At 58.9% G+C, this 25596-nt stretch carries 25 protein-coding genes and 1 tRNA gene; 8 read left to right on the forward strand and 18 right to left on the reverse strand.

What is annotated here, in order from left to right; all coding sequences use genetic code 11:
* Positions 1-17 precede the first annotated feature (17 nt).
* The 3 genes from C9E91_RS19210 to C9E91_RS19220 form a co-directional block, all read right to left on the reverse strand.
* Entirely contained in the window at positions 18-1043 is a 1026-nt protein-coding gene (locus tag C9E91_RS19210; RefSeq protein WP_107109851.1) for an ABC transporter permease, read from the reverse strand.
* A 33-nt stretch (positions 1044-1076) separates the two neighbouring features.
* Positions 1077-2618 (reverse strand): sugar ABC transporter ATP-binding protein, encoded by a 1542-nt coding sequence (locus tag C9E91_RS19215; RefSeq protein WP_107109852.1) that lies wholly within the window; start codon positions 2616-2618, stop codon positions 1077-1079.
* A gap of 75 nt (positions 2619-2693) precedes the next feature.
* Complete coding sequence (locus C9E91_RS19220; RefSeq protein WP_107109853.1) at positions 2694-3623, reverse strand: sugar ABC transporter substrate-binding protein; 930 nt, start codon at positions 3621-3623, stop codon at positions 2694-2696.
* A 387-nt stretch (positions 3624-4010) separates the two neighbouring features.
* On the opposite strand from C9E91_RS19220, the gene C9E91_RS19225 reads away from it, so the two are divergent.
* Entirely contained in the window at positions 4011-4517 is a 507-nt protein-coding gene (locus C9E91_RS19225; protein WP_107109854.1) for a DUF1993 domain-containing protein, read from the forward strand.
* Positions 4518-4538: 21 nt separating this feature from the next.
* On the opposite strand, the gene C9E91_RS19230 is transcribed toward C9E91_RS19225, so the two are convergent.
* From C9E91_RS19230 to C9E91_RS19245, 4 genes are all read right to left on the reverse strand, one after another.
* On the reverse strand, positions 4539-6095 hold the full coding sequence (locus C9E91_RS19230) for an alkaline phosphatase family protein (RefSeq protein ID WP_107109855.1): 1557 nt from the start codon (positions 6093-6095) through the stop codon (positions 4539-4541).
* Positions 6073-7056 carry a UDP-glucose 4-epimerase GalE gene (galE, locus tag C9E91_RS19235; protein ID WP_028751579.1) on the reverse strand — a complete coding sequence of 328 codons (984 nt, stop codon included), beginning with the start codon at positions 7054-7056 and terminating at the stop codon, positions 6073-6075. Before galE ends, C9E91_RS19230 begins: the two co-directional genes overlap by 23 nt.
* Before the next feature lie 122 nt (positions 7057-7178).
* Positions 7179-7367 carry a hypothetical protein gene (locus C9E91_RS20025; RefSeq protein ID WP_107109856.1) on the reverse strand — a complete coding sequence of 63 codons (189 nt, stop codon included), beginning with the start codon at positions 7365-7367 and terminating at the stop codon, positions 7179-7181.
* Positions 7368-7497: 130 nt separating this feature from the next.
* The gene (locus C9E91_RS19245; RefSeq protein WP_107109857.1) at positions 7498-8064 is read right to left on the reverse strand and encodes a cytochrome b; all 567 of its coding nucleotides are present in this window, start codon (positions 8062-8064) and stop codon (positions 7498-7500) included.
* 237 nt (positions 8065-8301) lie between these two features.
* Between C9E91_RS19245 and C9E91_RS19250 the strand changes: the two genes are divergently transcribed.
* Positions 8302-9588 (forward strand): nucleotide sugar dehydrogenase, encoded by a 1287-nt coding sequence (locus C9E91_RS19250; RefSeq protein ID WP_107109858.1) that lies wholly within the window; start codon positions 8302-8304, stop codon positions 9586-9588.
* A 7-nt stretch (positions 9589-9595) separates the two neighbouring features.
* Here C9E91_RS19250 and C9E91_RS19255 read toward each other — a convergent pair whose 3' ends face one another.
* Positions 9596-10528, reverse strand: coding sequence for an NAD-dependent epimerase/dehydratase family protein (locus C9E91_RS19255; RefSeq protein WP_107109859.1), 933 nt, complete (start codon positions 10526-10528; stop codon positions 9596-9598).
* 189 nt (positions 10529-10717) lie between these two features.
* Between C9E91_RS19255 and C9E91_RS19260 the strand changes: the two genes are divergently transcribed.
* Together C9E91_RS19260 and C9E91_RS19265 are read left to right on the forward strand one after the other, a co-directional pair.
* Positions 10718-11293: a sugar transferase gene (locus tag C9E91_RS19260; RefSeq protein WP_107109860.1), complete on the forward strand. Its 576-nt coding sequence runs from the start codon at positions 10718-10720 to the stop codon at positions 11291-11293.
* A 211-nt stretch (positions 11294-11504) separates the two neighbouring features.
* Positions 11505-12839, forward strand: coding sequence for an O-antigen ligase family protein (locus C9E91_RS19265; RefSeq protein WP_245407529.1), 1335 nt, complete (start codon positions 11505-11507; stop codon positions 12837-12839).
* 23 nt (positions 12840-12862) lie between these two features.
* Here the strand turns inward: C9E91_RS19265 and C9E91_RS19270 are convergent, their stop codons facing one another.
* The 8 genes from C9E91_RS19270 to C9E91_RS19305 form a co-directional block, all read right to left on the reverse strand.
* Positions 12863-13999, reverse strand: coding sequence for a glycosyltransferase family 4 protein (locus C9E91_RS19270; protein WP_107109862.1), 1137 nt, complete (start codon positions 13997-13999; stop codon positions 12863-12865).
* A 123-nt stretch (positions 14000-14122) separates the two neighbouring features.
* Complete coding sequence (rfbC, locus tag C9E91_RS19275) at positions 14123-14671, reverse strand: dTDP-4-dehydrorhamnose 3,5-epimerase (protein WP_107109863.1); 549 nt, start codon at positions 14669-14671, stop codon at positions 14123-14125.
* A 67-nt stretch (positions 14672-14738) separates the two neighbouring features.
* Complete coding sequence (gene rfbA, locus C9E91_RS19280; RefSeq protein WP_107109864.1) at positions 14739-15626, reverse strand: glucose-1-phosphate thymidylyltransferase RfbA; 888 nt, start codon at positions 15624-15626, stop codon at positions 14739-14741.
* A gap of 79 nt (positions 15627-15705) precedes the next feature.
* The gene (rfbD, locus tag C9E91_RS19285) at positions 15706-16605 is read right to left on the reverse strand and encodes a dTDP-4-dehydrorhamnose reductase (RefSeq protein WP_107109865.1); all 900 of its coding nucleotides are present in this window, start codon (positions 16603-16605) and stop codon (positions 15706-15708) included.
* The gene (gene rfbB, locus C9E91_RS19290) at positions 16602-17669 is read right to left on the reverse strand and encodes a dTDP-glucose 4,6-dehydratase (protein ID WP_107109866.1); all 1068 of its coding nucleotides are present in this window, start codon (positions 17667-17669) and stop codon (positions 16602-16604) included. Before rfbB ends, rfbD begins: the two co-directional genes overlap by 4 nt.
* Before the next feature lie 270 nt (positions 17670-17939).
* Positions 17940-18013, reverse strand: a tRNA-Gln gene (locus tag C9E91_RS19295).
* A 249-nt stretch (positions 18014-18262) separates the two neighbouring features.
* Positions 18263-18898: an NrsF family protein gene (locus C9E91_RS19300; RefSeq protein WP_107109867.1), complete on the reverse strand. Its 636-nt coding sequence runs from the start codon at positions 18896-18898 to the stop codon at positions 18263-18265.
* A complete protein-coding gene (locus C9E91_RS19305) occupies positions 18885-19451 on the reverse strand; it encodes a sigma-70 family RNA polymerase sigma factor (RefSeq protein WP_107109868.1) in 567 nt (188 codons plus the stop codon). Before C9E91_RS19305 ends, C9E91_RS19300 begins: the two co-directional genes overlap by 14 nt.
* A 388-nt stretch (positions 19452-19839) precedes the next feature.
* On the opposite strand from C9E91_RS19305, the gene C9E91_RS19310 reads away from it, so the two are divergent.
* On the forward strand, positions 19840-20130 hold the full coding sequence (locus C9E91_RS19310) for a BufA1 family periplasmic bufferin-type metallophore (RefSeq protein ID WP_107109869.1): 291 nt from the start codon (positions 19840-19842) through the stop codon (positions 20128-20130).
* Between the two features lie 55 nt (positions 20131-20185).
* Here C9E91_RS19310 and C9E91_RS20030 read toward each other — a convergent pair whose 3' ends face one another.
* Positions 20186-21142 carry a phytanoyl-CoA dioxygenase family protein gene (locus tag C9E91_RS20030; RefSeq protein WP_107109957.1) on the reverse strand — a complete coding sequence of 319 codons (957 nt, stop codon included), beginning with the start codon at positions 21140-21142 and terminating at the stop codon, positions 20186-20188.
* A 477-nt stretch (positions 21143-21619) separates the two neighbouring features.
* Here C9E91_RS20030 and C9E91_RS19320 point away from each other — a divergent pair, with 477 nt between their 5' ends.
* Positions 21620-22543, forward strand: coding sequence for a DUF1003 domain-containing protein (locus C9E91_RS19320; RefSeq protein ID WP_107109870.1), 924 nt, complete (start codon positions 21620-21622; stop codon positions 22541-22543).
* A gap of 121 nt (positions 22544-22664) precedes the next feature.
* Here the strand turns inward: C9E91_RS19320 and C9E91_RS19325 are convergent, their stop codons facing one another.
* A complete protein-coding gene (locus C9E91_RS19325; protein ID WP_107109871.1) occupies positions 22665-22937 on the reverse strand; it encodes a hypothetical protein in 273 nt (90 codons plus the stop codon).
* Between the two features lie 284 nt (positions 22938-23221).
* Here C9E91_RS19325 and C9E91_RS19330 point away from each other — a divergent pair, with 284 nt between their 5' ends.
* Both C9E91_RS19330 and C9E91_RS19335 read left to right on the forward strand, forming a co-directional pair.
* On the forward strand, positions 23222-23440 hold the full coding sequence (locus C9E91_RS19330; RefSeq protein WP_028751596.1) for a hypothetical protein: 219 nt from the start codon (positions 23222-23224) through the stop codon (positions 23438-23440).
* Between the two features lie 975 nt (positions 23441-24415).
* A complete protein-coding gene (locus C9E91_RS19335; protein WP_107109872.1) occupies positions 24416-25561 on the forward strand; it encodes an IS630 family transposase in 1146 nt (381 codons plus the stop codon).
* Positions 25562-25596: the final 35 nt, after the last annotated feature.

The raw sequence follows: 25596 nt of genomic DNA on the forward strand, positions 1-25596 counted from the left end.
GATGAAACGCGGCCGTTTCAGTGTTTGGCCCGCTTCTTCTGGCGGTAGACGTCGATTGCGACAGCGGCAACGATGATGACGCCCTTGGCAATCTCCTGGTAGTAGGCATCGACGTTCAGGAAGGTGAAGCCCGAGATCATCACACCGAGAATGACGGTACCGATGATCGTGCCGGTGATACGGCCAACACCGCCCGTGAGCGAGGTGCCGCCGATAACGGCAGCGGCGATCGCATCCAATTCATATGTCACACCCATGCCGGCCTGCGCAGTCTGGACGCGGGCGGCGGTGATGATGCCGGCGAGACCGGCGAGCAGACCGGCAATCGCGTAGACCTTCACCAGATGCGCCTCGACATTGATACCCGAGACGCGTGCCGCTTGCACATTGGCGCCGATCGCATAGGTGAACTTGCCGTAGCGCGTGTAGCGCAGCACGATATGGAACACCAACGCGACGAGCAGGAAGACGACGACGGGCCAGATGCCGGTGCCGATGAAATTGAACTGATCGGTGAGGCCGGAGACCGGCTGCCCCTTCGTGTACAATTTCGACAGGCCGCGGGCCGAAACCATCATGCCGAGCGTCGCGATGAATGGCGGAATCTTGGTTTTCGTGATGAGCTGGCCGTTGACGTAACCGGCGGCCAGACCGATCAGCAGGCCGACGCCGATCGGAATGAAAAACGGCAAATCGGTCAGAGATGGATAAAGCGCCCGCGCCCAGGTCGAGGACTGTGCGAAGCTCGCCGCCACCATGGCCGTCAACCCGACGACGGAGCCCGATGACAGATCGATACCGCCGGTGATGATGACCTGCGTCACCCCGACCGAGATGATGCCGATGACGGAAACCTGCAGGATCATGATCTTCAGGCGCTGCACATTGAGCAGGAAGCTCTGGCCGACGAAAATCCAGCCGAGGATTTCGCAGACGAGCGCAATGCCGATCAGCACGAGGAAGATCCCGAGTTCCGGCGGCACGCGGCGGCGCCTGGGGCGCGTCACTGACGGTGCGGTCGCCTCTGCAACTTTGCTAACCATGGTTCAATCCTCCCTTTGCGACGGCCGGGCCGATCATTGCGCCGCCAGCTCCATCACCTTGACTTGGGTTGCTTCCGCGCGATCGAGAAAACCGGTCACCCGTCCCTCATGCATCACCATGATGCGGTCGCTCATACCGAGCACTTCCGGCATCTCCGATGAGATCATGATGATGGCGACGCCATTGCGCGCCATTTCCGTGACCAGACGGTGTATTTCCGCCTTGGCGCCGACATCGATGCCGCGGGTCGGTTCATCCAGGATCAGAATACGCGGATTGGTGAGCAGCCAACGGCCGATCAGCACCTTCTGCTGATTGCCGCCGGATAGATTTTCGACCCGCTCATCGAGATTCGGCGTCTTGACGCGCAGCTTGCGCGCCATGTCTTCGCAGGTCTCCTCGATCGCGCCCTCCTGCACGAAACCGGCCCGCACGAACTTGTCGTGCAGCACGGCGACCTGCATGTTCTCGAGCACGCTGAGGATCAGCAGACAGCCGGTATCCTTCCGGTCTTCCGTCAGGAACGCCATGCCGTGCCGGATGGCCATCGCCGGCGAGGAGATATCGACCTTCTTGCCGAAAAGCTCGATCGTCCCGGACGAGGCCGGCGTCACGCCGAAGATCGTCTCGGCGACATTCGACCGGCCGGAGCCGACGAGACCCGCGACCCCCAGGATTTCACCGGCCTTCACATCGAAGGAAACATCGGAGAAGACGCCGTTCAGAGTGAGCCCCTTGACGGAAAGGACCGTATCACCGATCGGCACTTCCTCTTTCGGGAACATCTGGGTGATCTCGCGGCCGACCATCATGCGGATGATGTCGTCGCGGGTGACATCGGTGGACAAATGCGTGCCGATGTATTTTCCGTCGCGGAACACCGAAAATTCATCGGCGATCTCGAACAGCTCGTTCATCTTGTGGGTAATGTAGACGATGCCGATGCCCTGGGCACGCAGATCGCGGATGATCTCGAAGAGATGCGCCACCTCGCGTTCTGTCAGCGCCGAAGTCGGCTCGTCCATGATCAGTACGTCGGAATTGTAGGATACCGCCTTGGCGATTTCGACCATCTGGCGGTTGGCGACCGAAAGATCGCGCACCTGAATTTCAGGATCGATGGTGATGTTCAGCCGACGAAAGAGCTCTTCAGTCTTCCTGTTCATCTCGGCATGATCCACGAAGCCCAAGCGGTTCTTCGGCTCGCGGCGGATCCAGATATTCTCGGCGACCGTCATGAATGGCATCAGGTTGAGTTCCTGATGGATCATCGCGATGCCGTTCTCCAGCGCATCCAGCGGCGATTTCAGGCGGATCTCGACGCCCTTCAGGCGCACTTCGCCCTGATCCGGTATATAAATGCCGGCCAAAATTTTCATCAGCGTCGACTTGCCGGCGCCGTTTTCGCCCATCAGCGCATGCACGGTGCCGCGCTTCAGACGGAAGGAAACATCATCGAGGGCCAGCACGCCCGGAAATTCCTTGCGAATGCCTTCGGCACTCAGCAGATAGGCGGCATTGGGGACCGCGCCGCTGGCGCGCACCGCAGCCATGGTGGATGGGCTCACAACCATCTTTTCCCTCCCGGGAGCTGTCGGAATTTGGGGATGCGGGCTGTTGCGCCCGCATCCGTCGCTAACAGCGCTCTGTTAGTTCTTCTTGACGAAGTCCTTGACGTTCTGGGGCGTCACGAGCTGGAAGGGAATATAGACCTTCTTGTCGACCTTATCACCCTTGGCAAGCTTCAGCGCGGCATCGACCGCACCCTTGCCCTGACCGGCTGCGTCCTGGAAAACGGTGACATCGAGGTCACCGGCCTGCATGGCTGCCAAGGCGTCCTGCGTCGCGTCGACACCGCCGATGACTACCTTATCCATCGACTTTCCGGCTGCCTTCAGCGCCTGAATGGCACCGATCGCCATTTCGTCATTGTTGGAAATGACGGCATCGAATTCCAAACCGCTGGAGAGCCAGTTGGTCATCAGGTCGGAGCCCTGGGTACGCTGCCAGTTGGCGGTCTGTTCCTGAACGATCTGGATGCCCTTGCATTCGTCGGTGGCGAGAACGTCATGCACGTCCTTGGTACGCATGCGGGCTGCCTGGTTCGACAGTTCGCCCATCATGACGACGGCCTTGCCCTTGCCCTTCAGCAGGCGGCAAACTTCCTTGGCTTCCAGCGTGCCGGATTCCTGCTCGTTGGAAGCGACGAAAGCCTGTTTATCCGGCAGGCTGTCGACGTTTGCCGGTTCGCGGTTGACGTAGATCAGCGGAATTTTCGCATCAGCGGCCAGTTTCGAAATGGCAGCCGTGGCGTCCGTATCAACTGGGTTGACGATGATGGCGTCAACGTGGCTGGCGATGAAGTTCTGGATCTGGCTCTGCTGCTTGGCGACGTCGTTCTGAGCGTCTTCGACCTGTAGCGACACGCCCTTCATGGTCTTGGCATAATCCTGCATGCCGTTGCGCAGAACGGTCAGGAAGTTGTCGTCGAACAGCGCCATCGAGACACCGATGGTCTGGGCATGGGCCGCAGTCGACAGCATAAGGGCCATCGCGGAGCCCAGGATGAGTTTTCTCATGATTTTTTCCTCCAACTACGGTGTCCGGCTACACCCCTCCTTAACGCCGGAGCCCCCGGTCTCCACCGTAGGGCCAGCAATCCGAGCTGCCATCTCCCATAACGGCAACCCAAAAACGGAACAAACAAACCGTAAAATTCCATCTGCGGAATATTTATTCCATTTTTCGACAAAAACGTCAACACTATTTTGTAGTCGCAATGACGGAACTGGCGATCGAAGCGCAGCCGGTAATTTTCGGCCGAAAAAGGCTGTAAAAGGCGGTGATCAAGCCTACATGTGAGCGGCCAATCCGATGGAACAGACATTCCATCGACATTTGAATGGCGTAAAATTCCGTCGATATCGGGCCGAGACCACCTCATCGGCCGACCATGGAGAACCAGCATGCCCTCGATGTACCGCTTCTCAGTCCCCATCTTTCAACGCGGCCTCGCAAAACTTTCGACCTATCTCGACAAGATCGAGGCCTATGCGGCCGAAAACGACACCGATCCGAACGACCTTGTCGGCGCACGCCTCATTGACGACATGCTGCCGCTCTCCGGCCAGTTTCAGCGCGCCACCGACAGCGCCAAACTCGCGATCGCCCGCCTGACCGGCATCGACGCACCGCGCTTCGAGGACAACGAGACCACCGTTGCCGAGCTGCGCGAACGCCTAAAGAAGACTGAGGATTTCCTGGCGACGGTGACGCCGGAGACGATGGAAGGCAGCGAAAACCGGGAGGTGATCGTTACGCCCGGCGGCAACAAGATCGTGTTCAGCGGCGAAAGCTATCTCGCAACCTTCGCGCTGCCGAACTTCTTCTTCCACGTTACCACGGTGCACGACATTCTGCGCAGCCGCGGGCTGCCGGTCGGCAAGATGACCTATCTCGGCTCGTTTTCCTGATAGCCTGCTATGTAAATCTGATCAGGGCCGGCGAGAGACCGGCCCTGTTTCCGTCAGTTCGGTATAGGCGAGCGTCTGATCGAGATGCCGCGCCCTGAGCGACAGCAGCTTTTCGGCATAGGCAAGCCGGGTCGCCGCATAATTCGGGTCGTCCGCGAGATTGATAAGTTCCATCGGATCCTTCGCCAAATCGAATAGCAAGGGCGGCAGTCCGGCGAAATGGACGTATTTGAAGCGCTCGCCTCGGATGACAGCGAGATTGCAGGCATTCGACCTGAGCCCAAAATGCCGTTCTGCGTCGCCCCTGGCGATATCGCGGAAATCGAACTCCCAGAAGGCCGCATCGCGCCAGTCCTCCGGCTCCGCACCCTCGATAAAGGGCAGAAGCGTCTCGCCGTCGAGGTGATTGTCGGGCAGGAGGCCCAGGCGATCGCAGAGGGTCGGAAAAATATCGGCGGCGCTGGTGAAGTGGTCTACCTGCTGGCCCATACCGCCAGGCTGTCCCGGATCGCGGATGACCAGCGGGATGTGATAGCTGCCATCGAAAAAGCCGCCCTTGCCGAGCATCCAGTGATCGCCCATCATTTCCGCGTGGTCCGATGTGAACACGATCAGCGTATCGTCCCAGGCATCCGCATCTCTCAGCGCCTGCCAGATCCGCCCGAGCTGCGTGTCCACTTCGGCGATCATGCCGTAATAGATGGCGCGGATCGCCGACAGATCTTCAGCCGTCCAGTCGCTTGCAGGCCCCTCACCGCCATGGATGAAGCCGCCCTTGCCGATCAGTGGCATGGCGTAGGCGAGAAAGGGATGCGCCGTCTGCTCCGTCTGGCGGTCCGCTGCGCGCGCAAAAGCCGGTCCGTCGCTTGCGGCAAACATGCGGTTATAGGGTTCCGGCACCGAAAACGGCGGATGCGGCCTGAGAAAGGAGACATGCGCGAACCAGGGCTCGTCCTGTTCGCCGAGCCAGCGAATGAACTCCCCGGCAAGAAAAGCCGTCTGCGTCTCATCCTTGGAATAGGCAGGCGCCGCATTGGAGATTTCACCGGGCTTGGCACCGACGGGAATATGAATATTGCGGCTCGTCGCACCCACATGGCCGTGCGAGCGCAGCCATGAGAGCCATTGCTTTTCATGCTCCGGCAGAAGCTGACGCGCGCTGAAGCCCGGAAGCACGCCCTCATAGGTCGTCAGATACGGATCATTCGGGTCCATGCCGCGCGGATCCGGCGCCGTATCGGTATAGCCGAACAAGGTCGGATCGTAGCCGGCGCGGCGGGAGGCGGCCGCCAGATTGTCGAAGCGGGCATCCAGCGGCGAACCATTGCGGCAGACGCGATGGTTCATTTGATAGAGACCGGTATAAAGCGTCGCCCGCGCCGGCGAGCAGGGCGCTGCTCCGGCGAAATGCCGGCGGAACAACACGCCGTCCCGCGCCAGAGCATCGACATTGGGCGTCTTGACGCAAGAATGACCGACGGCGGAGAGACAATCGCCCCGCCATTGATCGGCCGATATCAGCAGCACGTTCGGGCGTTTGCCCGAAGCGCGCCGCTCAATGCTGGTTGGATTTGGCATGCCAATTCCAGGCGGATTCGATAATGCGCGACAGGTCATATTTCGGCGACCAGCCGAGAACGTCGCGGGCCTTATCGTTATTGGCAACCAGCGTGGTCGAATCGCCCTCGCGGCGGCCAACATATTCGACGGGGAAAGGCCGGTTCGACACCGTCTCGATCGTCGACAGCAATTCCTTGACCGTCGTGCCCGTACCCGTACCGAGATTGAGCGCCACCGATTCACCGCCCCGCAGCAGATATTCCACCGCCCGGACATGTGCATCCGCAAGATCGAGGACGTGGATATAGTCGCGCACGCAGGTGCCGTCGCGTGTGTCATAGTCGCTGCCGAACACCTTGAAGCCCTGACGACGGCCAAGCGCCGCATCGATCGCCAACGGGATGGCGTGGGTTTCCGGCGTATGCCATTCACCGATGCGCCCTTCGAAATCGGCGCCGGCCGCATTGAAATAGCGCAGCACCACGGAGCGCAGCCCCTTGTATTGGTCATAATCGGCAAGCGCCTGCTCGACGATATATTTGGTGCGGCCATAGGGATTGATCGGCACCTGCCGGTGGCTTTCGTCGAGCGGCACGCTCTGCGGCAGGCCATAGGTCGCGCAGGTGGAGGAAAACACGAAAGCGCCGATGCCGGCCGCCTGCGCCGCCGATAGCAGCGTCAGCGTGCCGATGACGTTGTTCTCATAGAAGGAGACAGGGTCCTTGACCGACTCGCCGACTTCGATCAGCGCCGCAAAATGCAGGATAGCGGCCGGCTTGTATTTCGCCAGGACTTCATCGAGCCGCGCCCGGTCGCGAATATCACCCTCTTCCGCCGGACCCCATTTGACGAATTCGCGGTGACCGTTGGAAAAATTGTCGTAGACGACGGGCTGAAACCCCTTGTTCGCCAGATCCAGACATGTATGCGAGCCGATATAACCGGCTCCCCCGACCACCAGAACCGTTTCTCCTGCCATGACCATCCCTTCTCAAAGACTGACTGCTCAAGCACGCAACATCGTGCTCGAATCCCCGCGTAGAGTTAGAGACCTGTAGATCAGTTGCAAGACCAGAAAAAGACTGGAGCTTTGAAGCCGCTCTAATGGCTATGCTCGCTTTCCAGCGCGGAGATCTCGTCGGAAACCTCCCGGATCCTGTCCCTCAGCTCCACCTCGGTGCCGTCGTCGACCTCTCCCTCGCCAAAACAATAGCGTGCTATATGCAGCTCGAGCCTGGATTCGAGCTCCGCGCGCCTGGCGTATAAATGGGCAAGATATGTGTTACGCATTGCGAACCACGCATTCCGAGAAATATGTCTCTGAATACTAAAATAGGTTCGCAGCGAAGGGTTTCGATAGGGGACGCCGCGACCTTTTGGCCTGCCGCGGCGATTTGAGGGTGAACCAGTCCGGCAGCGCCTATCCGCGCGCAGGGATCATCCGGACAAGCACGCGGTCGCGAAGCACATAATGATGCATGAGGGCCGCTGCGGCATGAGTTCCCGCGATGGCGATGATTGCCCAGGCGGTGTAGTCGTGCAATTCACTCATCAGATGCCGTGTCGGCTGATCAAGAACGAGCAAAGGCGGCACCGAGAACAGGCCGAAGAAGCTCGGTCCGTTGCCGGAGACCCAGATCATCAGGAAGCCATAGGACACCTGCGAAATCATCAGCGCGTAGAGAGCGAGATGCGTAAGCGTCGCCACCACATGCTGAAGCCCGGAGACGGCTGGCGCTGTGCGCTGGCGGGTCGCGACGCGCCAGACAATGCGCAGGATGAGGACAGCCGCTAGCAGAACGCCGAGCGAGATATGCACGAAGATCAGGTCTCCACGAAGAGGCGTTCCACGGGCAACGAAGCCTCGGGCCTCGGCCAATGCGAACAAGGTCAGAACCAGAAATGCCGTCAGCCAGTGGAGTGCGATGGTGAAATGGTCATAGCGGGCCGCCCGCTTGTCCGCGGCGGCGATATTGAAATTACTCATGATTTGCGATCTCCTTGGGAGGGAACGAGCAGAAAACACGCAAGACTTCCGTTTTATTCGTTCACCTCGAAAAGATGGCCGGCGTGCGGCGACGCCCCGCGGATGCGTCTATTGCAAAGCCTCGGCCTGATCGTCACATTGATCTGACTTGCACCCGAATTGGCCTCTTCTAACAAAGATTTGCGCTGACACGCCGCTTAGGTTTGGCTAATTCAGGTCGATTGTTCGAGGTGGATTGTGTTGAGCGAAAAAATTGCCGTCATTGGCCTGGGTTATGTCGGATTGCCTGTCGCGATCGCCCTGGCTGAGAAATTCTCCGACGTGGTCGGCTTCGATATCAAGACGTCCCGCGTCGCGGCCCTGAAAGCCGGAGAGGATGATACCCGCGAGGTTTCATCCGCACGTCTGAAGGAAAGCGGGCTGCGCATCAGCAGCGACATTCACGACCTGCAAGACCGGGATATCTTCATTGTCGCCGTTCCGACGCCGATCGATAGGAACCGGCAGCCGGATCTGCGCCCGATGATCTCCGCCTCACGCACCGTCGGCCAGGCTTTGAAGAAGGGCGGCATCGTCGTCTATGAATCGACGGTCTATCCCGGCGTGACGGAAGACGTGTGCGGCCCCGTGCTTGCCGAGGTCTCGGGCCTGCGCCAGGGCGAGGATTTTCACGTCGGCTATTCGCCTGAGCGGATCAACCCCGGCGACAAGGAGCATACGTTCGAACGCATCGTGAAGGTCGTCGCCGGAGACAACGAGGAAACGCTCGATAGGATCGCCGCCGTCTATGGCGCGGTGGTCCAGGCTGGTATCCACCGCGCGCCCAGCATCAAGGTGGCGGAAGCCGCCAAGGTGATCGAAAACACCCAGCGCGACCTCAACATCGCCTTGATGAACGAGCTGTCGATCATCTTCGAGAAAATGGACATCCGCACGGCCGACGTGCTGAAAGCGGCCAGGACGAAATGGAATTTCCTGCCCTTCACGCCCGGTCTGGTTGGCGGCCACTGCATCGGCGTCGACCCCTATTATCTCACCGCCAAGGCTGAGGAACTCGGCTATCATCCGGAAGTCATCCTCTCCGGCCGCCGCATCAATGACGGCATGGGCGCCTTCATCGCCCAGAAACTCATCAAGATGCTGGTATCAGCGCAAAAGCCGATCAACGGCGCCCGGATCGGCATCTTCGGCCTGACCTTCAAGGAAAACGTCCCCGATCTGCGCAACAGCCGCGTGCCGGACATCATCCGCGAACTGCATCAATTCGGCCTCGAACCGCTGGTGCACGACCCCATGGCCAGCCATCACGAGGCGGAGGAGGAATACGGCGTGCGGCTGGCGGCACTCGAGGATTTCGGCAAGCTCGACGCCCTCGTCCTTGCCGTGCCGCACAAGTCCTATTTGACCGATGGCGCTGCGCAGATTCTTGGTCTGCTTGGCGAGAACGGCGTGGTGGTCGACGTGAAGGCCGCGTTGGAGCAGAGCAATCCGCTGCTCGAGGGGCATGCTGTCTGGAGCCTGTAAGCAGCAGTCAGCGATCCCGCTCGGATGCCGCAACCGTCAGCCGCAGACCGTCCTCGACCGAAAAAGGCGGCGACCAGCCGGTGATCGCCGTCGTCTCGCCAATATCGACCTGCAGCGACCCCAAGAGACGTTGCGCCGCCGCGCGACGGCCAAGCAGCGCCGCAAGCCCTTCCAGCAGTCGCGGCGGTACGGGCAGCAGCAGCGCTTTTCGCCCCATCGTCGAAGACAGCTTGCCGATCAATTCGCCGATCGAAAGATCCGCGCCGTCGCTGATCAGGAACACGCGATTTCCCACATCGGTATGGCGCGCGCAGAGCAGGATGAAATCGACGAGATTGCCGACGAACACGAGGGATCTCCGGTTTGCGACCAGGCCGAACGGCCAAGGGAACGGCCGCTTGGCCCATTTCATCAAGCTCGCGAAATTCGCCTTCACCCCAGGGCCATAGACAAGAGGCGGGCGGATGATGACGACATCCATCTTCGTTTCGTTGCCGATGGCCAGGAGCGCCTCCTCCGCTTCCCGCTTCGATTGACCATAGGCGTCCTCCGGATGCGGCGTATCGGACGCGGTAAACGGCTTGCCCGGTGCGATCGCCTCACCATTGACCTTGATCGAACTCAGGAAAATGAAGCGCTTGACGCCGGCCTTCGCCGCCTGCCGCGCCAGATTGACGGTGGCGTCGACATTGGCGGCGCGAAAGGCGGCAAGCGGATCGGCCGAGGTGTCGTTCATGACATGGACACGCGCCGCCAGATGCACGACCGTTTCGACGCCGGCGAGCGCGCCGGCCCAATCCGTCCCGCTATCGATGTTGCCCATGGCCAGAAAACCCGGCTTCGCCGCGCGGCTGACCGGTCGATAGGCCATCTGTCTCCGCGAAAGCTCGGCACAAAGCGCCTGCCCGACAAAACCCGTCGCGCCCGTCACCAGGATCATGCGTCTGCCACCCCTTGTTCTGCCCGATTTTCATTCCCGTCATGCTTTGCACAATCCCTCCTCGGGGAACAAGCCCGGCAAAATTCGTGATGAGGGCGATTGTGAACAAGTCCACGATATGAGATGCACTCCGCACAAAGCCGTCATCGGCGCAACGACACACGAGCCCCGGCAGAACTACCAGAAACGATGCCCTATACGATCGCCAAGCGCCTTTTCGACTTCCTTGCCGCCCTCGGGGCAACATTGGTCTTTTCCATCCCGATCCTGATCGTCGCCATCGCCGTCCGATTGACCTCCCCCGGTCCCGTTCTCTACTGGTCGGACCGTGTCGGCCGTGGAAACAAGATTTTCCGCATGCCGAAATTCCGCAGCATGCGGACCGACACGCCGGCGGTTGCGACCCATCTGCTGAAGGACGCCAACGCCTATCTGACGCCGATCGGTTCCTTCCTGCGCAAATCCAGCCTGGATGAGCTGCCGCAGCTCTGGTGCATCCTGAAGGGCGAGATGAGCATTGTCGGCCCTCGCCCGGCCCTCTTCAACCAGCATGACCTGATTGCGCTGCGCACCGAGCGTGGCGTCGACGCCCTGCCGCCGGGTTTGACTGGCTGGGCGCAGGTCAATGGCCGTGATGAGCTGCCGATCCCGCAGAAAGTGGCGTTGGACGAAGACTATTTGCGCCGGCGCTCGTTTCTCTTCGATCTCAAGATCATCGTCCTGACGGTGCTGAAAGTTCTGCGCAGCGACGGAGTGACGCATTAGCGACGCGGCGATATCAGAAGGTTTTGATATCATAAACGGACCGCATAAAGTGTCGGCCACCGAAATGCCGTATTCATGCCGGCTTGCGACCTTACGGGCCAGCGGAGACCGGCTGGCAGAAATATGAACAAAGGCGGACGCAATATTGGCTCAGTTGCAGGCGAATAAACCACAAGTCGATCGTGGGTCCGGAAGCAATGCCGGAGAACTCGTGCCTGTCGTCCTGCCGCAGCGCTTGATCGTCCTTGGCAGTCTCCTATGGCTCATCGTCGTATCGCCGCTCTTTGTCGAAAGCGCCGCCTATCGGTATGTCGCGCCCTTCATCGCCCTCATCGCCCTGCACTATTACCGGAAAGCGTCGGTCCGCCCGCGCACAGACTGGCTCGGATGGCTGTGCATGGCCTGGGGCACCTATGTGCTCGTCCGCTTCGTCGCCATCTTCCTCCTGACGCCGGCGCATTTGATCGGCGCATCCGACTGGCTCTATGCCTATCCCCTCTTCTTTCCGATCCTCGGCGTTGCCTTGTTGCTCTACGAACCGGTGCTGGAAAAAATCGTCGCCGCTGTTCTTGCGATGGCGCTGATCATGCTGATCGCCACGCAGCATTTTCGCGAGGTCTTTGCCGGCGAAACGGTGCGCCCGCTGATCATGAACAATCAGATTCATGGTGCAGTCGCCTGCGGCCTGATCCTGATCCTCACCGCTTTCTGGCTGCTGCACTATCTGACGGACAAATCCAGCAACCGGTCGATCGCTCGCTTCGCGTATATCGTCTCGCCATTGATTGCCATTCTCTGTCTGATCGCCATCTACGGCGCCAAGTCGAAAGGCGTCTGGCTAGCGCTCGCCGCCACGCTGCCAGTGCTGGGGCTGGTGACCGTGACCTATCTGCGCTTGAAAACCGGCCTCATCGTCGTCGCCTGCGCAGCAGTGCTTTTGCTGGCGGGCGCCTATGCGGTGCGGCACAATATCGAAAAGACCGCTGGCCCGACGGTGGCTTCCACCATCGAGATGTTCGACAACATCACCAAGAGCCGCGATCTCGGCGACGCCGTATCAAGCACCATCACCTCTGATGCCACGCCCTTTGCCATGGATGCCCGACTTCAGCTTTGGTCGAATGGCTGGGAACTGTTCTCCTCCGCGCCCATTTTCGGCTGGGGCGGCGAATGGGTGGAGCGCTGGAAGCATACGCGCTATGCCGACGTCCAATATACGCTGCTGCACAACGGCTATCTCGAAATGCTGGTGCGGCACGGATTGTTCGGCGGCCTCGTCATGGCCCTCATTCTCGCCGCGCTCATCTCCAATGTCTGGCGTGCCCGTAAAGCTGGCCTGATACCGCGTACCGCCTGGCATGCCTATGCCGTCTGTCTGTTCTTCTTTTCGCTGACGCTGCTCAGCAACTCCAACAACCGCCTCGCGATCGGCGAAAGCCTAGCGCTGACAAGCTCCGCCTTCGCCTTCTGGTGCCGCATGCGCTTGAAAGGGGAACGCTTGTTGATGCCGAGGACGAAACCACAGGCGGAAGCGGTCAGCGCCTGATCACGAGCGGGTCCCCTACGCTGTTAGCGCTTACCTGCGCCGGACGGCATTTGACTGTGCAGTCGTTTGTAGAGCACAGCATAGGCATTACCCATCCGCTCGGCGGTAAAGCACTCTTCGTATCGCAGGCGAGCCGCTTTGCCTAAAGACGATGCCGTCTCGCCATCGGCAATAAGACGTCCCATTGCATCTGCAAGTGCCGCTGGGTCGTTCGGCCGCACGACATAGCCCGTTTTGCCGTTTTGATTCACGAAACTGGTGCCCGTACCGATTTCACAGGAAATCATCGGTTTACCGAACATCGCGGCTTCGACAAGCGAAAGGCCGAATGCTTCCGAGCGGAGATTGGAAGGGAATACGAATCCCGTGCAGAGTTCGAGAAGGGCAGTCTTGTCCGCATCCGGCAGCGCGCCGAGAAAGATGACGTTTCCGAGGCCGTGCTGCTGCGCATATTCCTTCAACGATGCTTCCATCGGACCTTCGCCGACGATGACAATATCGCTGGCCGTCTGTCGCGCAGCCTCAAGAAGGATGTGAACGCCCTTATAATAGCGCAGTACGCCTACAAAGAGGAAAAACGGCTTGGGGAATCGTGCCCGCCAACGCGCCCTATCCTCTTCCTTTGCCTTCCGATAATCCGCCTCGTCCAGGCCAAGCGGGATGACGGTGGTCTTGTCCTTGTAGCGCTGCAAGACCGCGCTCGTCGCCAGATAGTTCGGGGAGGTGGCCACGATCGCGCCGACGCTCGCCAGGAAACGGTGCATGACCGGTTCGTAGAGCTTCAACAGAAACTTCTGCTTCACGATGTCGGAATGGTAGGTCACGATCGTCGGCTTGCCGGGCGGGGCGGCAAGATGGACGATATCCATCATCGGCCACGGGAAATGGTAGTGGATGATGTCGGCCTTCCGGCTCAGCTCCCGAAAGCGGCCGAATGCCTCGCGCGAAAAGCCGGTGGAGGCAAATTCCAAATCGAGCTTCGCCTTATGGGCCATATGGCCGTCGAATTCGACGTTGCCATTCTCAGGCGTCTTGCTGAGCGAGAGGACGTCGGACTGTATGTCGTGCCCTGCGACGCCCTTGACGATCGCATGGATTGTCCGCTCGATCCCGCCGAAAGTATCCGGCCAGTATGTTTTGAAAAAATGTAGAACGCGCATGTCATTCCTGTAGCGAGAGAAGCTGCGCAGGTCCATAACCGGCATCGCTCGAAGCGCCGGATGTCAGATCAACCCTTCATGCCGCAGACGATCCACCATCTTCTGCACGCGGCATATGCAGGCTCAATCGAAGATCTCGGCATCCGCCAGCAGCGGTTGCCGCTGATCCTTGTCGGAAAACGTCAGGGGGCCGACCGTTTTCCAGTCGATTGCGAGCGTCGGATCGTCCCAGCGAATCCCGCGGTCGCACTGCGGCGCATAATAGTCGGTGGTCTTGTAAAGGAATTCGACGCGGTCGCTCAGCGTCAGGAATCCATGCGCAAACCCTTCCGGAATCCAAAGCTGACGCTTGTTCTCCTCCGACAGAAGGACGCCGACCCATTGCCCGAAGGTCGATGAAGACCGTCTGATGTCGACGGCGACATCATACACCTCTCCGATGACGACGCGAACGAGCTTGGCCTGAGCATGTGGCGGCAACTGATAATGCAGGCCGCGCAGGACGCCCTTCCCGGACCGGCTGTGATTGTCCTGCACGAATGTCGCGCTTCGCCCGATCGCCGCTTCGAATTTGACCTGGCTGAAGCTCTCGAAGAAAAAACCGCGATCGTCGGCAAACACCGTCGGTTCGATGATCTTGACGTCCGGTATGGCGGTATCGATGGCCTTCATCTGTCTTTCCTGCTTCACTCTGCCCGCATCGGAGGGACCAGCGGGTGCAACATTACCAAGCGCGTGGTTAAAATACCCGTTCCCGCAAAATCCCGAGAAGATACTGCCCATAGGCGTTCTTCTTCAGCGGATCGGCCAGGGCCTCGACCTGGGAAGCATCGATCCAGCGGCTCCGATAGGCGATTTCCTCGGGGCAGGCGACCTTCAGGCCCTGCCGGCTTTCGATGGTGGCGATGTAATGGCTCGCCTCCAGCATCGATTCATGCGTGCCGGTGTCGAGCCAGGCGTAGCCGCGGCCCATCGTCTGGACATCGAGCTGCCCTGCCCTAAGGTAATGCGCGTTGACATCGGTTATTTCCAGTTCGCCGCGCGGCGAAGGACGTATGGACTTCGCCACATCGACCACATCGGCATCGTAGAAATAGAGCCCTGTGACAGCATAGTTGCTCTTGGGGACTTTCGGCTTTTCTTCGAGGCTGATCGCGCGACCCTGAGCATCAAATTCGACCACGCCATAACGATGCGGGTCCTGCACATGGTAGGCAAAAACGGTGGCACCGCCCTGCTTGTCGCTTGCTTGATGAAGAAGCTTGGTGAAATCGTGCCCGTAGAAGATGTTGTCTCCCAGCACCAAGGCCGACGGGGCGCCGTCGAGAAACGACTCGCCGATAAGAAACGCCTGCGCAAGACCATCGGGGCTCGGCTGAACCGCATAGTCGAGCTTGATGCCCCACTGGCTTCCGTCTCTTAACAACTGCTCGAAACGAGGCGTATCCTGCGGCGTCGAAATGATGAGGATTTCGCGAATGCCGGCCAACATCAAAGTCGTCAGCGGATAGTAGATCATCGGCTTGTCGTAGATCGGCAGGAGCTGCTTGCTGACGGCAAGGGTCGCTGGGTATAGGCGCGTTCCGGATCCGCCGGCGAGAATGATGCCCTTACGTGCTGTATTCATTGTAGAAAAGTCTCGACTCGAATTCTTTGCAGGCAATCGGATAAAAAACGACAACTATAATTTTAGAACTTCGCGCAACTCAACTTGAAGCGGGAGAAAGCCTCGCGATCACCTCCGTCACACCCTCCTGCCAAGCCGGAAGATCCAACCCAAAACCACCCGTCAGTTTCGCGCAGTCCAACCTGGAATTATGCGGCCGCTTCGCCGGCGTCGGATATTCGGCGGTCGAGATCGGCTTGAGAGCATCGAGCGTCAGCGCAAGATTGAAGTTTTTCGCGGATGCTTCGCGGACGATATGTGCGGCATAACCATGCCATGACGTCTTGCCCTCAGCGCTCAGGTGATAGGTGCCCGATACATCAGGCGTATTCGAACCACTGACGATGTCGACGATCCTGCGCGTGACATCCGCAATCAACGCCGCCGAAGTCGGTGCGCCGATCTGATCGGCGACGACGTTCAACGCACTGCGCTCCTGCGCAAGACGCAGGATGGTCTTGAGGAAGTTGTTGCCGTGATGGCCGTAAACCCAGCTCGTCCGCAGGATGACGTGATTTGCGCCAGCGGAGCGCACCGCCTCTTCGCCCAGCCACTTGCTTTCGCCATAAACCGACTGCGGATTGACAGCATCGCTCTCCACATAAGGATCGGCTTTCATGCCGTCGAAGACGTAGTCCGTCGAATAATGCACGAGATAGGCGCCGTTATCGGCGGCCCAGCGGGCCAGCACGCCGGGTGCCGTGGCATTGACCGCCATCGCCTGCCCTTTTTCGCTCTCGGCACGATCGACGGCCGTATAGGCGGCGGGATTTACGATGATCGCCGGCTTGTGCTCCCTGAGCACCGAGAGAATGCTCGCCTCATCCGACAAATCCATCTCCGCGCGCGTCGCGGCGATTATTTTGCCCAGGGGCGCCAGGGAACGCTGCAATTCGAAACCGACCTGCCCATTGGCGCCGGTGACCAGAAGCGCGCTCACGCCTGAACCTCATACTGCTTGCCGACCCATTCGCGGTAAGCGCCGCTGGTGACGTTCCCTACCCAATCCTGATTGGCGAGATACCATTCGATCGTCTTGCGAATGCCGGTTTCGAACGTCTCTTCAGGCTTCCAGCCCAGTTCGCGCTCGAGCTTGCGGGCATCGATCGCGTAGCGGCGATCATGACCAGGCCTGTCCTTCACGAAGGCGACCTGGTCCTTGTAACGACCGCCGCCAGCCTTCGGCCGTAGCTCGTCGAGGATGCTGCAGATCGTATGCACGACGTCGAGATTGGGTTTTTCGTTCCAGCCGCCGACATTGTAGGTCTCGCCGACCTTGCCGGATTGAAGCACGCGACGGATGGCGCTGCAGTGATCTCTGACATAGAGCCAATCGCGAATCTGCTGACCATCGCCGTAGATCGGAAGGCTCTTGCCTGAGAGCGCATTCAAGATCACCAGCGGGATCAGCTTCTCCGGGAAATGGTAAGGGCCGTAGTTGTTGCTGCAATTCGTCGTCAATACCGGCAGGCCGTAGGTATGATGCCAGGCGCGCACCAGATGGTCCGACGCAGCCTTGCTTGCTGAGTAGGGGCTGTTCGGCTCGTATCGATTGAGTTCGTTGAACGGCGCATCATCCTTAGAAAGCGTGCCGTAGACCTCGTCGGTCGAGACATGAAGCAAGCGAAACGCCTGCTTCTCGTCACCCGGCAGGCCGTCCCAATAACCACGAACCGATTCGAGCAAATTGAACGTGCCGACGACATTCGTCTGAATGAACTCGCCAGGTCCATGAATGGAGCGGTCGACATGGCTTTCGGCGGCAAAATTGACGACGGCGCGCGGTCTATGGGTGGCGAGCACATCACCGACCAAATCGCGGTCTCCAATGTCGCCATGAACGAACACATGGCGATGATTGCCGTTCAATCCTTTCAGCGTATCCAGATTGCCGGCATAAGTCAGCTTGTCGAGGTTGATCACCACCTCATCGAAGCGATCCAACCAATCAAGAACGAAGTTCCCCCCGATGAAACCGGCGCCCCCAGAAACCAATATCGTCATTTCGCTTTCAGTCTCACTAAGCCTTTTAATACAACTTCCAATATGACAGCGGTCGCCAGACCTATATTTTCGGGAAAAATTGCCGATGAATGGCTGACTTCTACAACGTCTACGAACGTTTTGAAAAGCGTTTCGCTGCGACTTCGCTTAAAAATTGTCCCAGCATCCAGCGATTTTCGGTCGCGAAAAATGCTAACAACAGCGCATGGGGAATCATGGCCCGGACAGCTATGCCTGCGAAGGAAGATCTGTTGATTGGAGCGCTTAGATTGGCTGGGAAACCTGGATTCGAACCAAGATTAACGGAGTCAGAGTCCGCTGTTCTACCATTGAACTATTTCCCAACAGCCGCCGGACGTTGAACGCCCCCGCGGGGAAAGCAGCGCCTCTATAATGGAATTCGCCGCGGATGCAAACACTTTAACGCCCATGAATGAGATTTTTTGGGCAAGGCACAGCCAACAGACAAGATAGTCCCTGAACAACGGCGTTTCCAGCCACTATTTGAAAACTGGCCGGACGCCTTCCCGGCAGCTTCGATCAATCCAGCGATAGCGTTTACGACCGCCGCGTCGCCGTCCAGCCCCAATCCATCACCAGCGCAGCATGCGCCTGCCGACGAGATATCCAACCGACGTCACCGCAGCAATGGCGATCGGATACCACAGCAGGACGAAGAGCGGGCTGTCATCCGTGCAATTGGAAGCATAGAAGGTGGCGGCGACGCCGCTCGCGGCAAGCCCGGCGACTGCGCCGGCGAAACCCGGATTTTCCGGCGCCCCTTGGCGCAGCGCAAAGAGGAAACAGGCAAGCGGGCCGATCGACAGCAGCGGAATGAGTGTCAGGCAGAAGCGGGCATTGTGCCCGATCATGCGTGCGCCCCAGCTATCGGCCGGCATGACCATCATCTCGGCGAGAGCTGCAGCGACCAGCAGTAGCGGTGCCGCAAAAAGCGCCCAGCCCCAGGGACGCAGCGACACGCCGGGACGGCCGACGCGAAAGACGACGGCCCCGGCGGTGACGGCCAGCGCGATCGTGACGACGAATTTGAACAGGAAGCGCACCGTTTCCATGGCGGTGCCTATATCGGCACGAAAACCGATCGCCGCGAAGAAGATCGCGCCGCTGATGAGGATGCCACCGACGACCGCCAGCATCAGCGCCTGCCCGATCCGCGAACGGACCGGCGCATCCTGCGCCAGAAGATTGATGAGGTCATCGGTTTTCACGTGTCTCGCTCCGATATAAGGCGGCAAGCGCCTTCAATGCGCGATGCAGGGCGACGCGCACTGCACCCTCCGTCATCTTCAGCCGATCGGCGGTCTCGCGCACGCTGGTTCCCTCGACGGAAATCGAGCGTACGATGGTCCGCTGCGGATCTTTCAGTTGCTCCAGCATACGATCGACATCAAGCCGATCCAAGGTATCCGTCTGCTCTTCCGCCTCCAAAATATCGATGACATCGTCGATCGGCACGTTCACATGCCGCCCGCGTCGCCTCAGGCTGTCGATCAGCTTGTTGCGCACGATGGTCGATATCCACGGGCCGATCGGACGCGAGGTATCCCACGTTCCGCGTTTCAGATGTATCGTCAGCAACACTTCCTGGACCACGTCCTCGGCCTCGCTTGCCGGCGCGCCGAACTGATCGCAACGCCGGCGCGCCATTGCGCGCAGGTATGGAGTGACGGCAGACAGGAAGCGATGATAGGCCTGCGCATCGCCATCGATGGCGGCCCGCATCCAGACTGCCCATTCCTCTTCGCGCGCCGAATAATTCATTCGGCATCTCCTTCTACGCGCGACCGCAGGCTTTTGTTACCGGCAATGGTCATTCTTTTGCAAAACCTTGCCTCAATCGGATTTCGGCCAAGACAGATGCGCCAGAGATTGGGCATCGTCAGGTGATTCGACCACTATGAGGCATGAAAGAGTGCCGCTTGGAAAGGTCGTTATTCCACATCCGCTACGTATTGACCCTCGGCCTCAGCGATCTTCCCTGCCGCTCCCTTTGTCTCACGGAAACCAAACCTCATTTATTGCTTCCGATATACATCCAAAGAATGGAATAATGGACTGCGTTGAACAGACGTTTGCCCGTGGCGTCTGTAATCGCCGCAGACGCCTGCGCAATCCGCGGACAGCTCATGCTTTTTAGGGAAACAAGCTTATGAGGGACAGCGTCGTCACTGTGGCTATTGCCAGCATGCTGGTGTCCGCGGTCGCATCCCTTATTGCGGCTCCAGCCGCAGCGGCCGACGGCAAGGCGAAGGAAAAGTGCTACGGCGTGGCCCTCAAGGGCCAGAACGATTGCGCGGCCGGCGCAGGCACCACCTGTGCCGGCACGTCGACAATCGACTATCAAGAGAATTCCTGGAAGCTGGTGCCCGCCGGGACCTGTGAAATGATCAAGACGCCGAACGGCCATGGCACCCTGGCACAAGGACCGGCGCCCGCTTGACCGAAGCCAGCCGTCGGGAGCCCGGATGTCCGGGCAGAGCCCAACGGATCACCACCTATCGCAGAACCGGCTCTCCATGGAATCGGCGGCGCGACGGCTTCGAAACGCCGAAACCGACTTCCATCATCAGCCGTGGCTTTTGCGTCGGCACGGTACCCATGTGGAAACCGAAGGGATCTTCGACGAAGCCGAAACCGGCTTTGCCGGTCAGCGTGACGGCGCTTTCCTCTCCGTAAAATCGAAGAACCTCTTCTGCCGGATGGCCGACCAGGAGGGTCAATTGATGCTTCACCCGCCGCCTTCTATGGCTGCCCTTGACGAAGACGTGCGGCCCGGTGCCTTCATCCACATCGACCAGATTGAAGAAGAACTTCAGCATTCGCCAGTCATCGAGGTCGAAATGATATTTGTCGAGCGAAGCGAGGCTGCGATCCGCCTCCGAGGCCTGCGTCGGAAAACTCCACCAGATGCGCGTGGTTATCACTTGGGCCTGCCCGCCGAGATAGTGCCGGGCCACGTCGCCAAGCAGAGGATCGCGCTGAACCGCGAGGACCGCATCGCAATCGAGCGAACGCTCGAAAAAATGTCCGCTGAGAAGAGGCCGGCCGAAACGCGCCTCCGCATCCGCATGTTCGGGCGCCACGAATTCAAGCTTCCTATCAAAATTGCCGAAGCAGCCGGTGGTTCGGGCAAATTCGGCAATGTCGCGGTGAATGCTCTCGGGCAGGATCAAACCGGGGAAAAGCCCATCCGTCCGCAGCGCATTGACAACTGCGTCGCACTCGATCCCTGAAAACATCGATTGGCCGGCCCCCGGACGCGCCACAGGCCGCCTGGTCGCCAACCAATGCATACGCCGAAACGGCATCGTTCGGGCCAGCAGAAACATCGGCAGCCAAGCCGGATTTTCCCGCACGTCCGTCAAATAGGTGGGTATTCGAACAGCCATTCGCTTCAGGCGGCCGCCCTTCCGGGCGATGGACTCCAAGTCGTCAGCCGGAGGATTGTGCATCGGTATCCTTTCCGCACGCGCATGAATCGACAACAACAGGCGAAGCTTGTTGAAAAATTCGCCGGAGGTAATCCTTTTCGGCGCCGCAAGACGCCTGTTGCAGCGCGGCAAATAGAAGCTCCTCAACCGGGGTCAAGAGGCTGGAAAGGCACATTCCTGCTTGTTTTACGAAAATCCGCGAGACGATCGCCTTACGATTTTACAAATGTTTTCAAGGACTCACGGGTCGGTTGTTAAATGTTGCTGTACTTTGCTGGCGATGAACGGATGTAGCGCTATTCGCTCCGCCGACCGCAATTTATTTGCCATTGTTTAGGATAAGAGCGCTAGGAAGCATTTACAGCGAACGGGTGGCCGACCGAGACTGAGGCGAAACTGGAACAGTTTTCTAGGAGTCGATCGCGCAGTCAATTTACAGTCACAATCCTGTTCCGATCATCGGCTAGACGAACGAGCAACTGCGAAAGAGGGCGGCATATGACAGAGACAAAGACCTTTGATCCGGCGGAAGGCATCGTCGACTTTGACGCGGGCGAAGGTGAAGCAGCGACCGTGGTGATGGACGACTACACGAAAAGCCTCGCCCGGGCGAAGGCCAAGTCCGTCAAGCTCGTCGACGCTATCACCGGCGCAACGCTCAAGAAGAAGGATGCGGTGCATTTTGATGACCTGCGCCCCTCGCTTGCGGAATTCGTGCGCCACAGACATCCGGACATCCGCTCCGACGACTATATCAGCCGCAAGGCGATGGACGATTATCGCGCCCAATATATCGCCGAACTGCTGGTAGACGAGCGCGGCGAACTTTCCAACCTCGAAGACGAAGTCGTCGAAAGCCTGAAGACGCACGACACGCTCGCCGAGAACATCGAAGAGGACTACGAGGATCATCGCTCCATCGGCGACCGCATGGCCGATATGGTCGCGTCCTTCGGCGGAAGCTGGACCTTCATCATCTCGTTCTGCTTGTTTCTGACGGTGTGGATGGGCATCAACCTCGCCATGGGCGAAAAGAGCGCCTTCGACGTCTATCCCTTCATCCTGTTGAACCTGATCCTTTCAACGATCGCCGCCCTGCAGGCGCCGATCATCATGATGAGCCAGCGCCGGCAGGAAGCTAAGGACCGCTTGCGCGCCCTCAACGACTACAAGGTCAACCTGAAGGCCGAATTGGAAATCCGCCACCTGCATGAAAAAGTCGACCATCTCCTCAATCGCCAATGGGAGCGGCTGACCGAAATCCAGCAGATCCAGATCGAGATGATGCTGGAACAGGCCAAGGCGGCCACCCGCGCGCTGAAGGTCAGCAAGGCATCGAAAGTGAAGACCAATGCCTTGAAGAACCTCTTCGGCGGCAAGCCCAAGCCGGAAGCCGAGGAGCCGGAGGATTCGGCGGAATAAAGCCGATTGGCTTGGTGGGCGCCGCCCGCCAGGCCTGCCGTCTTAACACATGCTCGTACATTCAGAGGCCGCCATTGTCCCCTCGGCCTCTTCTCTCGAACAGAAAAATACGCCTGGTTTCCTATGGCTGCGGATGAACGGCCATCCGCGCTCCCGTGGGCGCATATTCGCTCGACGACAGGCCGGAAGCCCGCCGGCAGCATAGCCGAACCCCGTCGGAAACGTATTTCTTGTTGTAGACGCAGGGAGCCCTCTCCGCGGTGCCGGGCAGCAACAAAGCGCTTTCCGCGATCTCGGCTGCGGGTATTATCGACGACACACGGATAATGTTTTGCGCCGCATCAGCGGCCGTAGCACCCCAAAATACGACGAGAAAACACACGATCGTTCTCATGCCCCTCTCCTTTATGTTAGAAATTAAACAATAAACCTGAAGTTGTTTGTCGTCAATTTAACACTCTTAAGGTAGCTAGAACGGATGAGGCTGGCACGCGACGCAGCTCTGCCGGATGCGATTTTCGCGATGCTGCACAAGACGATAGATCGAATAAGCTCAGCATTGTGGGCCTGGGAAGGACGCTAGGCGACGTAATACCTACGTGTTAGCCACCATAGTAAGGTTGACTCGCGGTTTGCGCGTCCTAAGCTTCACCTTGGAACTACCACTGAGGTGTCGCCATGACCTACTTCGAGGAGACCAAAAGAATAGCATGCGAAAATGACGCCGGGCGCCGCATCGTCATTATCGAACAATTGAAATGGCCCAAATTCGCCTTCTCGGACCGACCGGGAGGCCCCGTCTTCGACTACATGACGGAAGACGGACAGATCGCCAACAAGCTGGACGACGAGAACTTCCTTTTGCTCCTGACGGACGAAGTCTTCCATCGCGCCTAGCGCACCCGCTTTCGGGTGAAATCGCCAGCAAACGGAAAAATGCCCCTGGAGTCAAAGACCGGAGCGACCTTTGTGCGTTCAAATGAACGCACGGCGCTCTGACCGAACAAGTCAGCCTCCATCACAAGCGCGGCAAGCTTCGCACATCCCTCATACAAGATACTCCTAATGCGCCGTTGAACTCGGCGCAAATAGAGAAGGGGGATATAGTTATGGACTACGACTGGGACGGCGTGAAGACACGCCGCATGAGGATGCTGAAGCTCGGCATATCACTATTCATCTTCGCGATGACCTTGGTAGGGCCGACGATGTTTCTTTTACATTTTAGGTAGGGAAGGGCGTATTTAATCGGCGGGCTAGAGCTTGGCCGTAGGCGGAAGCCGCTGACGCTTGGCGGAAAGTCAGCATGCTGCGCAAGCAATATGGCGACGGAGAGGCGAATTCGACCACTCTGCCATCTCTTCGGGTATGTTGGTCGACGCATTTGAAGCGCAGGCGTTCTCAATAACGATAGAAGAATGGGTGGCAATTTGGGACACCTTCCGAAGTATCGTTTCTCTGCAGAGTTTTGAGCGCAATTGCCTCACGGAGATTGTCTCAGGATTGTCGAAAGCATTGATGCCGCTTTGATTGATACCATCGTCTGGCACGAGATCGGGACAAGTTGATGACAACGTTGATTAAAATCCTAAAGATTGAATTTATCGGCCTCTAGCATATGGCGAGCTAGTCTCTCTCCAGACAACTTTTCCTTTGGTTGAGGCCGGAATGATTAGGATTGCTGGACCCTTGGCTCTCTGCGCAGTGACGCTGGGCTCATGCTCGGGTGAGAACCAAAGTCCGGACGTGCAGAAATTTGAACGGAGCGAACTCCACGCCCTAGACGAGCGATTCCATGAAAGCGGCCTTTGATGGAACCTGAAGCGGGCTGGCGGATTCCTGGTTTGAGTTATCCAAATGAGGAGTTTCATCATGGCACCCAGACGGCGCGTAATCGAGTTAGCGATGAGCGAGCAGGAGATCGAAACGTTGACGGCTCTTTCGCGGTCTCGAAGCGAACCGGCGAGCCGGGTATCGCGGGCAGCTATGCTTTTGGCCTATCGGGAGAACCCGTCGTTCTTTGCCGTGGGACGAAGACTTGGCGTGCACCATCAAACGGTCCAGCGCTGTGTTGAGCGCGCCGAGAGCTATGGCCCGCTTTCGGCGCTCGACGACCGGCCGCGGCCGGGCAAGGAGCCGGTGATCACGCCGGAGGCCAAGGCCTGGCTGGTGTCTTTGGCGTGCGACAAGGCCAAGGACCATGGCTATCCGCACGAACTGTGGACGACGCGGCTGCTGGCCCGCCATGCGCGCGAGCACGGACCGGGGGCCGGACATTCCTGTCTGGCCCGCCTGGTTCAGGGCACGGTCAGCAAGCTTCTTGGCCAGGAGGAAATCAAACCGCACAAGATGCGCTACTATCTGGAACGTCGCGATGCCGAGTTCGAGCAGAAGATGGCGGAGGTCTTGTGTGTCTATCGCGAGGTCCAGGTCCTGAAAAAGGCCGCCGCCAAATCGAACAAATCGGGCAAGCCGGTCGCGATCGTCTCCTATGACGAGAAGCCTGGAATCCAGGCGATCGCGACGACGGCGCCGGATTTGCCGCCCGTGCCAGGTGTCCATCCGGCCTTTGCACGCGATTTTGAATATAAGCGTCATGGCACGCTCAGCCTGTTGGCTGGAATTGACCTGTTGACAGGCAAGGTCCACGCGCTTGTCAAAGACCGTCACCGCAGCCGCGAGTTCATCGAATTCCTCAAGCTGCTCGATGCCGCCTATCCGGCCGGCACCGCCATCAAGTTGATCCTCGACAATCATTCCGCCCACATCTCGAAAGAAACCAAAGCCTGGCTCGATAAACGACCGGCAGGCCGCTTCGAATTTACCTTCACGCCCAAACACGGCTCCTGGCTCAACCTGATCGAGGGCTTCTTCTCCAAGTTCGCCCGCTCCGTCCTGCGCCACATCCGGGTGAGCTCAAAGCACGAACTCAAGGAACGCATTATGGCCGGCATCGACGACGTCAATCGCCATCCCGTCATCCACACATGGTCCTATAAACTCGCCGACGCCGCCTGATAGGATTCGAACCACGAAAACGTTGAACTAGGCAG

Source organism: Rhizobium sp. SEMIA4064 (genome assembly GCF_003025035.1).
Taxonomy (GTDB): Bacteria; Pseudomonadota; Alphaproteobacteria; order Rhizobiales; family Rhizobiaceae; genus Rhizobium; species Rhizobium paranaense.

Excerpts from the sequence above, each read along its gene's own strand:
- C9E91_RS19210 (WP_107109851.1), bottom strand. The coding sequence starts at position 1,043 with ATGGTTAGCAAAGTTGCAGAGGCGACCGCACCGTCAGTGACGCGCCCC.
- C9E91_RS20030 (WP_107109957.1), bottom strand. The coding sequence starts at position 21,142 with ATGCACAATCCTCCGGCTGACGACTTGGAGTCCATCGCCCGGAAGGGC.
- galE (WP_028751579.1), bottom strand. The coding sequence starts at position 7,056 with ATGGCAGGAGAAACGGTTCTGGTGGTCGGGGGAGCCGGTTATATCGGC.
- C9E91_RS19220 (WP_107109853.1), bottom strand. The coding sequence starts at position 3,623 with ATGAGAAAACTCATCCTGGGCTCCGCGATGGCCCTTATGCTGTCGACT.
- rfbC (WP_107109863.1), bottom strand. The coding sequence starts at position 14,671 with ATGAAGGCCATCGATACCGCCATACCGGACGTCAAGATCATCGAACCG.
- C9E91_RS19245 (WP_107109857.1), bottom strand. The coding sequence starts at position 8,064 with ATGAGTAATTTCAATATCGCCGCCGCGGACAAGCGGGCGGCCCGCTAT.
- C9E91_RS19325 (WP_107109871.1), bottom strand. The coding sequence starts at position 22,937 with ATGAGAACGATCGTGTGTTTTCTCGTCGTATTTTGGGGTGCTACGGCC.
- C9E91_RS19305 (WP_107109868.1), bottom strand. The coding sequence starts at position 19,451 with ATGAATTATTCGGCGCGCGAAGAGGAATGGGCAGTCTGGATGCGGGCC.
- C9E91_RS19255 (WP_107109859.1), bottom strand. The coding sequence starts at position 10,528 with ATGATCCTGGTGACGGGCGCGACGGGTTTTGTCGGGCAGGCGCTTTGT.
- C9E91_RS19225 (WP_107109854.1), top strand. The coding sequence starts at position 4,011 with ATGCCCTCGATGTACCGCTTCTCAGTCCCCATCTTTCAACGCGGCCTC.
- rfbA (WP_107109864.1), bottom strand. The coding sequence starts at position 15,626 with ATGAATACAGCACGTAAGGGCATCATTCTCGCCGGCGGATCCGGAACG.
- C9E91_RS19270 (WP_107109862.1), bottom strand. The coding sequence starts at position 13,999 with ATGCGCGTTCTACATTTTTTCAAAACATACTGGCCGGATACTTTCGGC.
- C9E91_RS19215 (WP_107109852.1), bottom strand. The coding sequence starts at position 2,618 with ATGGTTGTGAGCCCATCCACCATGGCTGCGGTGCGCGCCAGCGGCGCG.
- C9E91_RS19260 (WP_107109860.1), top strand. The coding sequence starts at position 10,718 with ATGCCCTATACGATCGCCAAGCGCCTTTTCGACTTCCTTGCCGCCCTC.
- C9E91_RS19310 (WP_107109869.1), top strand. The coding sequence starts at position 19,840 with ATGAGGGACAGCGTCGTCACTGTGGCTATTGCCAGCATGCTGGTGTCC.
- C9E91_RS19320 (WP_107109870.1), top strand. The coding sequence starts at position 21,620 with ATGACAGAGACAAAGACCTTTGATCCGGCGGAAGGCATCGTCGACTTT.
- C9E91_RS19335 (WP_107109872.1), top strand. The coding sequence starts at position 24,416 with ATGGCACCCAGACGGCGCGTAATCGAGTTAGCGATGAGCGAGCAGGAG.
- rfbB (WP_107109866.1), bottom strand. The coding sequence starts at position 17,669 with ATGACGATATTGGTTTCTGGGGGCGCCGGTTTCATCGGGGGGAACTTC.
- C9E91_RS19330 (WP_028751596.1), top strand. The coding sequence starts at position 23,222 with ATGACCTACTTCGAGGAGACCAAAAGAATAGCATGCGAAAATGACGCC.
- C9E91_RS20025 (WP_107109856.1), bottom strand. The coding sequence starts at position 7,367 with ATGCGTAACACATATCTTGCCCATTTATACGCCAGGCGCGCGGAGCTC.
- C9E91_RS19230 (WP_107109855.1), bottom strand. The coding sequence starts at position 6,095 with ATGCCAAATCCAACCAGCATTGAGCGGCGCGCTTCGGGCAAACGCCCG.